This window comes from Streptomyces sp. NPDC045701 (assembly GCF_056432045.1).
In genome coordinates, this window is sequence record NZ_JBWKJV010000033.1 from 1 (window position 1) to 12886 (window position 12886).

17 protein-coding genes are annotated in these 12886 nt (G+C 69.5%); 6 read left to right on the forward strand and 11 right to left on the reverse strand.

What is annotated here, in order from left to right; translation table 11 throughout:
* Positions 1 to 115 precede the first annotated feature (115 nt).
* The gene (locus tag AC07DW_RS26195) at positions 116 to 610 is read left to right on the forward strand and encodes a hypothetical protein (RefSeq protein WP_478860144.1); all 495 of its coding nucleotides are present in this window, start codon (positions 116 to 118) and stop codon (positions 608 to 610) included.
* Between the two features lie 132 nt (positions 611 to 742).
* Here AC07DW_RS26195 and AC07DW_RS26200 read toward each other — a convergent pair whose 3' ends face one another.
* From AC07DW_RS26200 to AC07DW_RS26225, 6 genes are all read right to left on the reverse strand, one after another.
* On the reverse strand, positions 743 to 865 hold the full coding sequence (locus AC07DW_RS26200; protein WP_478860145.1) for a hypothetical protein: 123 nt from the start codon (positions 863 to 865) through the stop codon (positions 743 to 745).
* 347 nt (positions 866 to 1212) lie between these two features.
* Complete coding sequence (locus AC07DW_RS26205; protein WP_478860146.1) at positions 1213 to 1419, reverse strand: hypothetical protein; 207 nt, start codon at positions 1417 to 1419, stop codon at positions 1213 to 1215.
* Between the two features lie 88 nt (positions 1420 to 1507).
* Positions 1508 to 2356, reverse strand: a complete 849-nt coding sequence (locus tag AC07DW_RS26210; protein WP_478860147.1) for a helix-turn-helix domain-containing protein — start codon at positions 2354 to 2356, stop codon at positions 1508 to 1510.
* Between the two features lie 15 nt (positions 2357 to 2371).
* Entirely contained in the window at positions 2372 to 2896 is a 525-nt protein-coding gene (locus AC07DW_RS26215) for a DUF6879 family protein (protein WP_478860148.1), read from the reverse strand.
* Positions 2868 to 3110 carry a hypothetical protein gene (locus AC07DW_RS26220; RefSeq protein ID WP_400117415.1) on the reverse strand — a complete coding sequence of 81 codons (243 nt, stop codon included), beginning with the start codon at positions 3108 to 3110 and terminating at the stop codon, positions 2868 to 2870. The genes AC07DW_RS26215 and AC07DW_RS26220 overlap by 29 nt, the downstream gene beginning before the upstream one ends.
* Before the next feature lie 181 nt (positions 3111 to 3291).
* Positions 3292 to 4971 carry a fumarate hydratase gene (locus tag AC07DW_RS26225; protein WP_478860149.1) on the reverse strand — a complete coding sequence of 560 codons (1680 nt, stop codon included), beginning with the start codon at positions 4969 to 4971 and terminating at the stop codon, positions 3292 to 3294.
* A 148-nt stretch (positions 4972 to 5119) separates the two neighbouring features.
* On the opposite strand from AC07DW_RS26225, the gene AC07DW_RS26230 reads away from it, so the two are divergent.
* The gene (locus AC07DW_RS26230) at positions 5120 to 5785 is read left to right on the forward strand and encodes a DUF1707 SHOCT-like domain-containing protein (protein WP_478860150.1); all 666 of its coding nucleotides are present in this window, start codon (positions 5120 to 5122) and stop codon (positions 5783 to 5785) included.
* 135 nt (positions 5786 to 5920) lie between these two features.
* Positions 5921 to 6298, forward strand: coding sequence for a WhiB family transcriptional regulator (locus tag AC07DW_RS26235; protein ID WP_478860151.1), 378 nt, complete (start codon positions 5921 to 5923; stop codon positions 6296 to 6298).
* A 122-nt stretch (positions 6299 to 6420) separates the two neighbouring features.
* On the opposite strand, the gene glpX is transcribed toward AC07DW_RS26235, so the two are convergent.
* Positions 6421 to 7452 carry a class II fructose-bisphosphatase gene (gene glpX, locus AC07DW_RS26240; protein ID WP_031078366.1) on the reverse strand — a complete coding sequence of 344 codons (1032 nt, stop codon included), beginning with the start codon at positions 7450 to 7452 and terminating at the stop codon, positions 6421 to 6423.
* Between the two features lie 127 nt (positions 7453 to 7579).
* On the opposite strand from glpX, the gene AC07DW_RS26245 reads away from it, so the two are divergent.
* Positions 7580 to 8107, forward strand: coding sequence for a DUF4245 domain-containing protein (locus tag AC07DW_RS26245; RefSeq protein WP_478860152.1), 528 nt, complete (start codon positions 7580 to 7582; stop codon positions 8105 to 8107).
* A 102-nt stretch (positions 8108 to 8209) separates the two neighbouring features.
* Here the strand turns inward: AC07DW_RS26245 and AC07DW_RS26250 are convergent, their stop codons facing one another.
* The 3 genes from AC07DW_RS26250 to xseA form a co-directional block, all read right to left on the reverse strand.
* Positions 8210 to 8800, reverse strand: coding sequence for a malonic semialdehyde reductase (locus AC07DW_RS26250; RefSeq protein WP_478860153.1), 591 nt, complete (start codon positions 8798 to 8800; stop codon positions 8210 to 8212).
* A 125-nt stretch (positions 8801 to 8925) separates the two neighbouring features.
* Positions 8926 to 9156, reverse strand: coding sequence for an exodeoxyribonuclease VII small subunit (locus tag AC07DW_RS26255; protein WP_478860154.1), 231 nt, complete (start codon positions 9154 to 9156; stop codon positions 8926 to 8928).
* A gap of 10 nt (positions 9157 to 9166) precedes the next feature.
* Positions 9167 to 10396, reverse strand: coding sequence for an exodeoxyribonuclease VII large subunit (xseA, locus tag AC07DW_RS26260; RefSeq protein ID WP_478860155.1), 1230 nt, complete (start codon positions 10394 to 10396; stop codon positions 9167 to 9169).
* A gap of 201 nt (positions 10397 to 10597) precedes the next feature.
* Here xseA and AC07DW_RS26265 point away from each other — a divergent pair, with 201 nt between their 5' ends.
* Complete coding sequence (locus AC07DW_RS26265) at positions 10598 to 11596, forward strand: 4-hydroxy-3-methylbut-2-enyl diphosphate reductase (protein ID WP_478860156.1); 999 nt, start codon at positions 10598 to 10600, stop codon at positions 11594 to 11596.
* 44 nt (positions 11597 to 11640) lie between these two features.
* Positions 11641 to 12381, forward strand: a complete 741-nt coding sequence (gene ppgK / locus AC07DW_RS26270; RefSeq protein ID WP_478860157.1) for a polyphosphate--glucose phosphotransferase — start codon at positions 11641 to 11643, stop codon at positions 12379 to 12381.
* Positions 12382 to 12400: 19 nt separating this feature from the next.
* On the opposite strand, the gene AC07DW_RS26275 is transcribed toward ppgK, so the two are convergent.
* Entirely contained in the window at positions 12401 to 12829 is a 429-nt protein-coding gene (locus tag AC07DW_RS26275) for a DUF6542 domain-containing protein (protein WP_478860197.1), read from the reverse strand.
* Between the last annotated feature and the right edge of the window lie 57 nt (positions 12830 to 12886).

The window sequence follows — 12886 nt, forward strand, 5'->3', positions numbered from 1 at the left end:
TCATCCTCCGACAACACCAGCTCGGCCATCGGCCGCCCCATCTTCGCCATGGAGACAGCTTACTAATCCAACGAATTCCCGGCGCAGGACACTAGACACGGCTGTTGGGACCTTCGTGAAGGTCACTCTCGGACCGCTCCCGGTTATGGAGCGGACCGGTAATTCCATCAGTCAGGCCAAGATCGAGCTTGCCGAGGCCGAGGCTACGCTGGACCGACTGGAAGCAGATTACCTAGCTGGACGGTTCAAGACCGACGTTCAGGTTGAACGCTACTGGGGGCAGCACGAATTCCAGTCGGCCAAGGTTGAGCGTCTGCGGGAGGAAATCAAGACTGCCGAGGATGCCCCGGCCTGGAAGGAGACGGGGCGGACTTACTCCGAAGAGTGGACTACCAAGGATGAGGAACAGAAGCGTGTATTCCTGCAACGGCACGGCATATCTGTGACGGTGGGGGCCACGGAAGACGGGAGCCGACGAGTCGTCTGTAAGATGCCTGAGCTTGCCGAGATCGCCAAGGAAACCGGGCTTCAAGTCCCCGAGGGATACTGGTTGATCGAGCCGGAGGCGGAATACATTCTGCCGAAGCAGATGGCTTATAAGCGGAATTAAGTAGGGACGCCCAGGCTCCCAACCCTTGCCCCCGTCGCGTGTAAACGCTTCGGGGGCCTTTCCATGCCCACGCTCGGCCCCTGGCCGTTTAAACCCTCTACCTTGATTCCGCCACCCCTGGCGGGCTAAAACCTAGGCGTAGAAGACCGCACAACGGCTCCGGATGGCCGGGGCCTTTTCTGCCCCTATGTTGCCGCTGTCGCTGTCGTCCTGGGGGTTGCCGGGGTCCTCGGCCGTGAGCCACTGCTTGCGCATCTGGTTACCTCCAGTTGGATGGTGCCTCTTGAACCGTCCCGCTGTATGCGGAACGGGGTGTTGCCCGCCCCCGCCGGGATTCCGAGCCATGGGGGATAGGGGGTCGGGTCAGACCCGACAGGGGCGGAGATCAGCGAGAAATGATCAACAGACGTTGGGCAAGAGCTGACCGCCGGCACATGTAGGGCAAAGCACCTTCCGCCGGTCGTTGCAGCCCGAACAGCCCTCGAAGCCGAAGCTGATGGGGCACCAGATTTCGCGGTGTCCGGCACTCGTTCCGCAGTACTCCCCGTACGACCACAGAGTCTGAGTGATTGTTTTGGGGCGGCGCGGGTCGGTGTGCGCCATCAGAGGATTTCGCCACGGCTCCGAGCATTGGCTTCGGCGACCCGTTGACGCAGGCTCGTACGGCCCACTCCCGAATGAGGCGGAGTGTCCGCCCCTTCAGCCGTCGTTCCCAAGGGATCATCCGGGTCGTGGAACACCAACAGCATGCCGTTGCGGCCGAACACGTCGAACGCCTCAGACAGTCGGGCTCTTGCCTCGCTCGCCATGATCGATCGCCCCTCCTCTGGTCGTGCAGACCACGTTAGGAACGGGCCACATCGGGGCTCTACGAAGTTCTACGCAATTGCACGCGAGTTAGCCGAGTGCCTCGATGGCCTTCGTGATCAAGGTTCGTGCTGTGGCTCCGTAGACCGCCGCTTCCGACAGTCGTTCGAAGGCTCTCGCGTACTGCTCGATCTCCGATGGCGCGCTCACATTCACAGCGGCCGTCAGCAGCTCTACCTGGGCTTGCGCGCTGTCGTAGATCGAGAAGGTTTCCAGCGGCCACATGTGCCGGGAGGTGCTGAACGGCACGACTCCGAGGGAGACGGCCGGCAGGGACATGATCGACAGCAGATGGCCCAGTTGCCCGGCCATGACTCCGGCGTCGCCGATGCGGTACCGCAAGACGGCTTCTTCAACGAGGATGGCGAATCGGTGATCTCCTTCGCGGAGAACACGCGCCCGATCCATGCGGGCGGCCACGGCCTCCGTGACGTCGTTGGGCGTTTGCCGGAAGTCGGTGATCTCAGTCAGCAGCGCGGTTGCGTACGCGGGTGTCTGGAGCAGACCGGGCACCACGTTGGAGCAGTAGATTCGGAAGGTCCGGGTGCGCTCGAAGAGCGGTACGTATGACTCCTGGAGTCGGCGTAGCCCGGTGCGCTGGAGCCGTCGCCACTCGACGTACATCGACTCCGCCGAGCGAGACGCGGCGATCAAGTCGGCTGCTTGATCGTCGGCTCCACAGATGCGGCACCAATCGCGAATGTCGGTGTCCGCAGGGGGCGTTACGGCGTTCTCCAGCCGACTCGCCTTGGAAGGGTGCCAGCCAGCCTGTACGGCCACCTCACGGGCCTTCAGACCAGCGTCTAGGCGAATATCCCGAAGGCGTGCTGCAAGCGCCTCTCGGGCTGCCTGGACGCTGGACGAAGGGGAACGGGCCATTGGCGCTGTGCGTTCTCAGATCCTGTAGCGGTCGTGCGGAATGGCCCGGTCCCAGACGGCTTCGAACGCAGAGGCGCACAGCTTGACCACCTCTGGGCGGTCGTCCACTTCGTCGCCGAGGTAGACGCCCTCGCCGGAGAAGTGGCCGAACCTCACCAGCCGGTCATCGAAGCACCAGAAGTCATTGCCGGGAAGTGCCAGATCCGACGCATTCCGCCGGGGAAGCCAGCGGATCTGCTCACCGGCGGCGATGTTGGTGAACGTGCCGTCGTAGAGGTACCGGGTGTACTCGCTCACCGGCTCGGAAATGATCCGGGCGCGGCGGATGACGACGCCACGGGACACCGCCTCGGACACTATGTCGAGCCAGGGACGCCACCAGGACGCTCGGTCGTTCGGGTCCGGCCGATGCCCGGCCTTCCACGCGGCCACGCGCGGAGCTTCGTCGGGGTCGTCGTAGAAGTCGCGCATCTCCAGATGCACGGCGGATCGCTGGCAGTTCGCCAGCAGCTCACTGAACGGTGGGGCCGTCTGCGGCACTACAAGCCTCCCTGATGGCGGCGACCATACGCATAGGCAGCCGGACGACGGTCTCACTGTCGGGGATGGGGCCGGTCTTCAGGCACTCGGCGCGCGTCGCGTCATCCACCGTCCAACCCTGCAACACGATCTCTTGCTTCTCCTCGTCGACCCACACCGTGGGGCAGTTCGCCCCGTCCGTGTTCGGGTCCTTGGCGATGAACCGTAGCGACACAGCAGCCTCCCGGGCTACGCGGATTGCACGGACTTCTACGCATGGACCCTTGCGATGCTGCCGCGTTGGCGTCAAGGGTGCCCTTTAAGCCACGGGAGCGGGGGACTCGTAGCTGCGCCCAGGGGCGCAACAACAGACCCCCCGGCCACGCCGAGGGGTCTGGGATGCTGTTAGGGGTGGCTCAGGACAGGCCGGGGCCCCGCACCGGGATGCTGGTGAAAGTCGGCTGCTCAGGTTCCCGCGAGGTGAAGAAGTCGTTGCCCTTGTCGTCCACCACGATGAACGCCGGGAAGTCCTCGACCTCGATCTTCCAGACCGCCTCCATGCCGAGCTCCTCGTACTCGACGACCTCGACCTTCTTGATGCAGTCCTGCGCCAGGCGCGCGGCCGGGCCGCCGATGGAGCCCAGGTAGAAGCCGCCGTGCGTGCCGCACGCGTCGGTGACCTGCTTCGAGCGGTTGCCCTTGGCGAGCATCACCTTCGAGCCGCCCGCCGCCTGGAACTGCTCCACGTAGGAGTCCATGCGGCCGGCCGTGGTCGGGCCGAAGGAACCGGAGGCGTACCCTTCGGGGGTCTTGGCCGGGCCGGCGTAGTACACCGGGTGGTCCTTGAGGTACTGCGGCATCTCCTCGCCCGCGTCCAGCCGCTCCTTGATCTTGGCGTGCGCGATGTCGCGCGCCACGACCAGCGGACCGGACAGCGACAGCCGGGTCTTGACCGGGTGCTTGGTCAGCTCGGCCAGGATGTCGTCCATCGGCTGGTTGAGGTCGATCCGCACGACGTCGCCCGACTCGTCGAGGTGCTCGTCGGTGGTGTCCGGCAGGAAGCGCGCCGGGTCGGTCTCCAGCTGCTCAAGGAAGACGCCCTCGGCGGTGATCTTGGCGACGGCCTGGCGGTCGGCCGAGCAGGACACGGCGATCGCGACGGGCAGCGAGGCGCCGTGGCGCGGCAGGCGCACCACGCGCACGTCGTGGCAGAAGTACTTGCCGCCGAACTGCGCGCCGATGCCGATCTTCTGCGTGAGCTCGAAGACCTTCTTCTCCAGCTCCTCGTCGCGGAAGCCGTGGCCCAGCTCCGAGCCCTCGGACGGCAGCGCGTCCAGGTAGTGGGCGGAGGCGTACTTCGCGGTCTTCAGCGCGAACTCGGCGGACGTGCCGCCGACGACGATCGCCAGGTGGTACGGCGGGCACGCGGCCGTGCCGAGGGAGCGGATCTTCTCCTCCAGGAACTTCATCATGGAGGTCTCGTTGAGGACCGCCTTGGTCTCCTGGTAGAGGAACGACTTGTTGGCGGAGCCGCCGCCCTTGGCCATGAAGAGGAACTTGTAGGCGCCGCCGTCGGTCGCGTACAGCTCGATCTGGGCGGGGAGGTTGGAGCCGGTGTTCTTCTCGTCCCACATGGTGAGCGGCGCCATCTGCGAGTAGCGCAGGTTGAGGTTCTGGTACGCGTCGTAGACGCCGCGCGACAGGGCCTTCTCGTCCTCGCCCTCGGTCAGGACGTTCTGGCCGCGCTTGCCCATGACGATCGCCGTGCCGGTGTCCTGGCACATGGGCAGCACGCCGGCGGCCGCGATGTTGGCGTTCTTGAGCAGGTCGAGCGCCACGAACTTGTCGTTGCCCGACGCCTCCGGGTCGTCGATGATCTTCCGCAGCTGGGCGAGGTGCGCCGGACGGAGGTAGTGCTGGATGTCGTGGATCGCCTCTTCGGCGAGCTTGCGCAGCGCCTCCGGCTCGACCTTGAGGAACGTACGGCCGTCGGCTTCGAAGGTGGAGACACCCTCGGCGGTCACCAGGCGGTAGGGCGTGGTGTCCGCTCCCAGCGGGAGCAGATCGGAGTACTGAAACTCTGGCATTGCGGCCATTCCTCACTCGGCAGACGGCGACGCGGCCTCCGTTGGCAGCGCGCCCACAAGCGTAGAACGCCCCGGGGCGCCCGGACCTGTGAGGTAAGGCTCAGTTCCCCGCGTGGACCTCTGGTCGCGATGTATCGCGTTTGGCTAGGCTGGGTCCGTGGACCTCGAGAAGCAGCCCCAGAAGCCGGTCGCGCCCGCCGAACCCGCCCTGCGGGCCTCGGACGCCGACCGGGACCGGATCGCGGACATCCTCCGGGACGCCCTGGTCGAGGGCCGGATCGACGCGGAGGAGCACGCGGAGCGCGTCGACGCGGTCTACCGGGCCAAGACGCTCGGGGAGCTGGAGCCGCTCGTCCGCGACCTGCCGGCCGCCCGCCCCGGTCCCGGAGCGCCGCAGCACCCGCCGTACGCGTACGACGCCGGGGACCCGGCCGCCCCGGCCGACAAGCTGATCGCCGTCTTCTCCAGCGCCACCCGCGGGGGCCGTCGCCGGCTCGGGCCGCGCACGCACGCGTTCTCGCTCTTCGGCAGCGTGGAGATCGACCTCACCGAGGCGGTCTTCACACAGCGTCTGACCACCATTGACGCCGTCTCGGTCTTCGGCAGCGTCGAGGTGCGAGTCCCCGAGAACATCACCCTGCGGGGTGGCGGTACCGGCGTGTTCGGCAGCTTCGAGGTGGACACCCTGGAGGCCGCCGACCCCGAGGCCCCGGTCGTCGTGATCAACGGATACGCCGTCTTCGGCAGCGTGGAGGCCCGCCCCAAGCGCGGCAGTTTCCTCGCCGACCTCCACCACAAGTTGCGCAAGCACTTGGGTGGTTGACGCGCCACGGCCGGTTCGGGCCGGTGGGAATCCCGCCCCCTGGACCGGACTGCCACGCAGTGCATAGGCACGCGCACAGCGGGTAGGGCTTGCTGCATCGTCTCTCGCTCGCGAAGCCGTCGTCAGGAGTAGACCGTGCTGCAACTGCCGCCCCAGCCCCTCCAGGTCGCCGCCGCCGTTCCCTCCCAGCGCGTTTCGGCGCGGGAGGACCAGGCCGGTCCGTGGCACTCGGAGGCGGTGTGCCGCCGGGACGAAGCAGGCTTGTTCTTCGCCCCGTCCAAGGAGCCCACGGCCGCCCGGCTGGCGCGGGAGGAGGCCGCGAAACGGGTCTGCGCCCGCTGCCCGGTGATGGTCGAGTGCCGGGAGCACGCCCTGCTCCAGCCCGAGCCGTACGGCGTGTGGGGCGGCTTGACGGCGGCCGAGCGGCGCGTCGTGCTGGCCCGGCGCAGGCGCCGCGAGGTGGAGCTGAAGAAGGCCGCCTCGACCGGCCCCCGCATCGCCGCCGCCGGCTGACCCGGCACGTGCCGCACGTGCGGCACGGCACCCCGGTCCTGGCGACGCTGCTCCGGCGCACGGAACGCAGAGGGGCGCCCCCACCGCACATGGGGGGCGCCCCTCTGTCGTGTCCGCGTGGGCTACTTCGCGCGGTCGAAGTCGATCTGGCTGTACGCGCGCAGCTTCGACAGCCGGTGCGTGGAGTCGATCTGCCGGATCGTGCCCGACTTGGAGCGCATCACCAGGGACGAGGTCGTCGCCGTCTCGGCGCGGTAGCGCACGCCGCGCAGCAGTTCGCCGTCCGTGATGCCGGTCGCGACGAAGAACACGTTGTCGCCGCTGACCAGGTCGTTCGTGGACAGCACCCGGTCCAGGTCGTGGCCGGCGTCGATGGCCCGCTGCCGCTCCTCGTCGTCCTTGGGCCACAGCTTGCCCTGGATGACGCCGCCCAGGCACTTGATCGCGCAGGCGCTGATGATGCCCTCGGGCGTACCGCCGATGCCCATCAGCAGGTCCACGCCCGTGCCCTCGCGCACCGCCATGATCGAACCGGCGACGTCGCCGTCCGAGATGAACTTGATCCGCGCGCCGGTCTCGCGGATCTCCTTGACGATGCCCTCGTGGCGGGGGCGGTCCAGGATGACGACGGTGACGTCCTCGGGCGAGGAGTGCTTCGCCTTGGCGACGCGGCGGATGTTCACCGACACCGGGGCGTTGATGTCGACGTAGTCCGCGGCCTCCGGGCCGGTGACGAGCTTGTCCATGTAGAACACCGCGGACGGGTCGAACATGGTGCCGCGATCGGCGGCCGCCAGCACGGCGATCGCGTTCGGCATGCCCTTCGCGGTGAGCGTGGTGCCGTCGATCGGGTCCACGGCGATGTCGCACTCGGCGCCGGTCCCGTCACCGACGCGCTCACCGTTGAACAGCATCGGGGCTTCGTCCTTCTCGCCCTCACCGATCACGACGACGCCGTTCATCGAGACGGTGGAGACCAGGGTCCGCATGGCCCGCACCGCGGCGCCGTCGGCGCCGTTCTTGTCGCCGCGGCCGACCCAGCGACCGGCGGCCATGGCCGCGGCCTCGGTGACCCGGACCAGCTCCAGGGCCAGGTTGCGGTCGGGAGCCTCGGGAGAGACCTCGAGCTCGGACGGCAGATGATTGTCGGTCATCGGAACGCACCTTTCTGTACGGCGACGGCCGCAAGTGAAGAGGGTGCTGCGACTCTATCGGTAGGTCGACATATTGAGCAGAGGGGCCCACGTATGAGCAGGACACCCTGATGCGACCATAGGGGGCGTGGCAGGTATGCGTGGCAAGCAGACAGTGCGCGGGATGTTCCAGTCGATGGCGGTCATCCTCGCCGCCGGGGGCGTGATGTACCTCTTCATCCCCCATGACGAGAAGGCGGACCCGATCAAGCCGGTCGACTACCGGGTCGAGCTGGTGACCGCGCAGCGCGCGGCCCCCTACCCGGTCCTGGCGCCGGAGGGCCTCACCGGCGGCTGGACGCCCACCTCGGTGGCGTACGACCGCGAGGGGGGCGACGCCTGGCACGTCGGCTTCCTGACGCCGGACCGGCAGTACGTGGCGGTGGAGCAGTCGACGGCGGTGCCGGAGAAGTACATCGCCGAGGTGACCCACGAGGCGCGGGACACCGGCCGCACGCAACGGGTGGCGGGCAGGGCCTGGCAGCGCTGGGAGGGCCCGAAGTACGACGCGCTGGTCCTGCGCGAGAAGGGCGTCACCACGGTGGTGACCGGCACGGCGACCGACGAGCAGCTCGTGCGGATGGCCGCGGCGCTCCGGCCGGCGGAGAAGGTCTAGAGGAGCGGCGACTGCTCGGGGACGGCGACGGCCCCGGGGAACGGCGACGGCCCCGGGCACCAGGGGGGATGGTGCTCGGGGCCGCCGGTCCGGGGCCGTCGGTCAGACGGTGGTGATGACCTCGTCGTAGGCGAGACGGGGGCTGCGCGGGAACGAGGCGCCCTCGCCCGGCTTGCCGATGTTGACGATCATCAACGGGGTGTGGTCGTCGTCCAGGAACTCCTTCTGGACGCCCGCGAAGTCGAAGCCCGTCATGGGGCCGGCGGCGAGGCCGGCGGCGCGGACACCGACGATGAAGTACGCGGCCTGCAGGGCGGCGTTGAGGCCGGCGGCCTGCTCGCGGGCCGCGCGCTCCGAGAAGAAGACGTCCTTGGCCTGCGGGAAGTGCGGGAAGAGGTTCGGGAGCTCCTCGTGGAACTCGTTGTCCGCGGCGAGGATCGCGACCAGCGGCGCCGACGCGGTCTTGGCCTGGTTGCCCTCCGCCATCAGCGGGACCAGGCGCTCGCGGGCCTCGGCCGAGCGCACCAGCACGACGCGCAGCGGCGACTGGTTGAAGGCGGTCGGGCCGTACTTGACCAGGTCGTAGATCGCCTGGACCTGCTCCTCGGTGACCGGCTCGTCGGTGAAGGTGTTGGCGGTGCGGGCCTCGCGGAAGAGGAGGTCCTGGGCGGCGGGGTCGAGAACGAGGGTCATGCTGGTGCCTTTCGGACGCGCAAAGGATCAAGCGATGTGTCCCACCGTACGCCCGAGATAGGTTAAGTTTCAACTAAATCGGGGCGGGGTCGCCCGTGAAACCCCTCACACACGAGTTGCGGAGCTCACTCCTCCGGATCCGCCGGGGCATCCTGCCCGGCCAGCGCCGCGTCCAGCCGGGCGCGGGCGCCCTCCAGCCAGCGGCGGCACACCTTGGCCAGCTCCTCGCCCCGCTCCCACAGGGCCAGCGACTCCTCCAGCGTGGTGCCGCCCGCCTCCAGCCGGCGGACGACCTCGATCAGCTCGTCGCGCGCCTGCTCGTACCCGATCGCCGTTTCCGTGGTGTTCGCTGCCATGCCGACCACCCTAAGGGCGGGGTACGACAACCTCGGCGGCCACGCGCACGGGGAACTCGCCCCCGGCGACCCGCGCCCGCAGCTCCTCCTCCGGTGCGACCTCCTCCGGCGACCGCACCACCGCCCCGTCCGCCCGCTGCAGCACCGCGTACCCCCGCTCCAGCGTGGCCGCCGGCGAGAGGGCCACCACGCGCGCGCGGGTGTGCGCCAGCTCGGAGTCCGCCCGGTCCAGCAGGTGGCCCACGACGCGGCGGCTGCGCGCCAGCAGGGCGTCCACCTCCGTCTCCCGCTCCTCCACCATCCGCTGCGGGTGCTCCATCACGGGCCGGCCCAGCGCGTGCGCCAGACCCCGCTCCTCGCGGTCGAGCAGGCCCCGCACCGTGCGCAGCGCGCGGTCGCGCAGGCCCCGCACCCGGTCCAGCTCCTCGCCCACGTCCGGCACGACCTTCTTGGCGGCGTCGGTCGGGGTGGACGCCCGGAGGTCCGCCACCAGGTCCAGCAGCGGCGAGTCCGGCTCGTGCCCGATCGCCGACACCACCGGTGTACGGCACTCGGCGACGGCCCGCACCAGCTGCTCGTCGGAGAACGGCAGCAGGTCCTCCACGCTGCCGCCGCCCCGGGCGACGATGATCACGTCCACGTCCGGCAGCTCGTCCAGCTCCTTGACCGCCTGCACCACCTGCGGCACGGCGTGGACGCCCTGCACCGCCACGTTCCGCACCTCGAAGCGCACCGCCGGCCACCGCCGCCGGGCGTTCTCCAGCACGTCGCGCTCGGCGGCCGACGCGCGGCCGCACACCAGGCCGATCAGCTGCGGCAGGAACGGCACCGGCTTCTTGCGGTCGAGCGCGAACAGCCCCTCCGCGCCCAGGGACCGCTTCAGCATCTCCAGCCGCGCCAGCAGCTCCCCGATCCCCACCGGCTTCATCTCCGTCGCCCGCAACGACAACTGCCCGCGCGGGGCGTACCACTCGGGCTTGGCGCGCACCACGACCCGGGCGCCCTCGGAGACCACGTCCGCGACCGCGTCGAACACCTGCCGGTAGCAGGTGACGCTCACGGAGATGTCGTACGACGGGTCGCGCAGCGTCATGAACACGACGCCCGCGCCGGGCCGCCGCGACAACTGGGTGATCTGCCCCTCCACCCAGACGGCACCGAGCCGGTCGATCCACCCCCCGATGAGCCGCGACACCTCACCGACGGGCAGGGGGGCTTCGGCAGACGTATTGAGACCCATGGAGCGAGCGTACGCGCCCGGTACGACAACGCCCCGCCCCGAGACGCCCCCGGACGCCCCGGCCACCTTCCCGGCCGGAACCGTCCGCCCACGAGCCGGTGAGGGCCACCCGGGGTCATCTGGACGTGTGGCGGCCACGGCCCCCGGTCTCAGCCGCCCGGCGGATCTTCCGCGCCCTATACGCGCCCTTACGATGGGGACATGACTGCTACGCCTGCCAGCCCGTCGTCCGACAAGCGCGTCCTCCTCGCCGCTCCGCGTGGTTACTGCGCGGGCGTGGACCGTGCCGTGATCGCCGTGGAGAAGGCACTGGAGCAGTACGGCTCGCCGATCTACGTCCGCCACGAGATCGTGCACAACAAGTACGTCGTGCAGACCCTGGAGAAGAAGGGCGCCATCTTCGTCGACGAGACGGCCGAGGTGCCCGAGGGCTCGATCGTGATGTTCTCCGCGCACGGCGTGGCGCCGACCGTCCACCAGGAGGCCGCCGAGCGGCGGCTCGCGACGATCGACGCGACCTGCCCCCTGGTCACCAAGGTCCACAAGGAGGCGGTCCGGTTCGCCAACGAGGACTACGACATCCTGCTCATCGGCCACGAGGGCCACGAGGAGGTCATCGGCACCTCCGGCGAGGCCCCCGACCACATCACCCTGGTCGACGGCCCGGACGACGTCGAGAACGTCACCGTGCGGGACGACTCGAAGGTCGTCTGGCTCTCCCAGACCACCCTCTCGGTCGACGAGACCATGGAGACGGTCGACAAGCTGAAGGAGAAGTTCCCCAAGCTCGTCTCCCCGCCGAGCGACGACATCTGCTACGCCACGCAGAACCGCCAGATCGCCGTCAAGCAGATGGGCGCCGAGGCGGACCTGGTCATCGTCGTCGGCTCGAAGAACTCCTCCAACTCCGTCCGGCTCGTCGAGGTCGCCCTCGGCGCGGGCGCGCGCGACGCCCACCTGGTGGACTTCGCCGAGGAGATCGACGAGGCATGGCTGGAGGGCGTCTCCACGGTCGGCGTCACCTCCGGCGCCTCCGTCCCCGAGGTGCTGGTCGAGGGCGTGCTGGAGTGGCTGGCGGGGCGCGGCTTCGAGGACGTGGAGATCGTGAAGGCCGCCGAGGAGTCGATCACCTTCTCGCTGCCGAAGGAGCTGCGCCGCGATCTGCGCGCCGAGGCGGCGGCCCTGAGCGAAAAGCGGTGACCGAAAGCCGGTAACCGTCAGCGCCTCGCCGTAACGTTGAGTCCATGAACGTCTTCGGAGTGGACATCGGCGGGTCGGGGATCAAGGGCGCTCCCGTGGACCTGGAGCGCGGAGATCTGGCCGAGCCCCGCCACAAGGTACTGACACCGCACCCCGCGACGCCCGACGGCGTCGCGGGGTGCGTCGCTGAGGTCGTCGAGCACTTCGGCTGGTCGGGCCCCATCGGCGTCACCTTCCCCGGTGTCGTCACGGGCTCCACCATCCGCACGGCGGCCAACGTCGACAAGGGGTGGGTCGGCGTCGACGCGGCGGCGCTGATCGGGGAACGGCTGAGCGGGATGCCGGTCACCGTCCTCAACGACGCCGACGCCGCCGGCGTCGCCGAGATGAAATTCGGCGCGGGACGCGGCCGCAAGGGCACGGTGATCATGCTGACCTTCGGTACGGGCATCGGCAGCGCGCTCTTCATCGACGGCAGGCTGGTGCCCAACACGGAGCTGGGTCACCTGGAGCTGGACGGCCACGAGGCGGAGAAGCGGGCGTCGACGAAGGTCAAGGAGGACAAGGACATGAGCTGGGAGGACTGGGCGCACCGGGTGCGCAAGTACCTCGCCCACGTGGAGATGCTGTTCTCGCCCGAGCTCTTCATCGTGGGCGGCGGCGTCAGCCGCAAGGCGGAGAAGTTCCTGCCGCTGCTCACGGACGTCCGCGCCGAGATCGTCCCGGCGGAGCTGCAGAACAACGCGGGGATCGTGGGCGCGGCGATGGCGGCCGCGGCCCGCTGAGGCGCCGGCGGCCGGAGCGTCAGCGCTGGGTGGCCCGGGCGGCGGCGGCCGTGGTCCGCTGCCGCCGCCCCATCTGCCGCACCTTGCGTACGGACGTGATGAGGCCCGCCACCAGCGTGCCGCCGTAGAGCCAGCCGGCCTGCACGGCGAGCGTGGTGACCACGGCCATGATGCGGCCGCCCAGACCGCCGGGGCCGCCGGCGATCGGCACGGCGCCCACGGCGAAGGCGATGGGCACCCCGATCGGCGCGGTGACCAGGTCGGCCTCCCGCACCCACAGCGCGGTCAGGGCGCTGACCGGGAGGAAGAGCAGCCCGTACACGAGCGGGGAGCCGCCGAACAGCAGCCGGTCGAGGCAGCCGAGCACGAACATCGACGCGGCGGCGAACAGCCCGGCGCCGAGGCCCGTCAACCGGGGCGCGGGCAGCCTGCGCAGCGCCGGCACCATGGACGGCACGGGCCGCCTCCCGGGCCGGCCGCCCGGCCGCCGGGGCCCGCCGGGCGT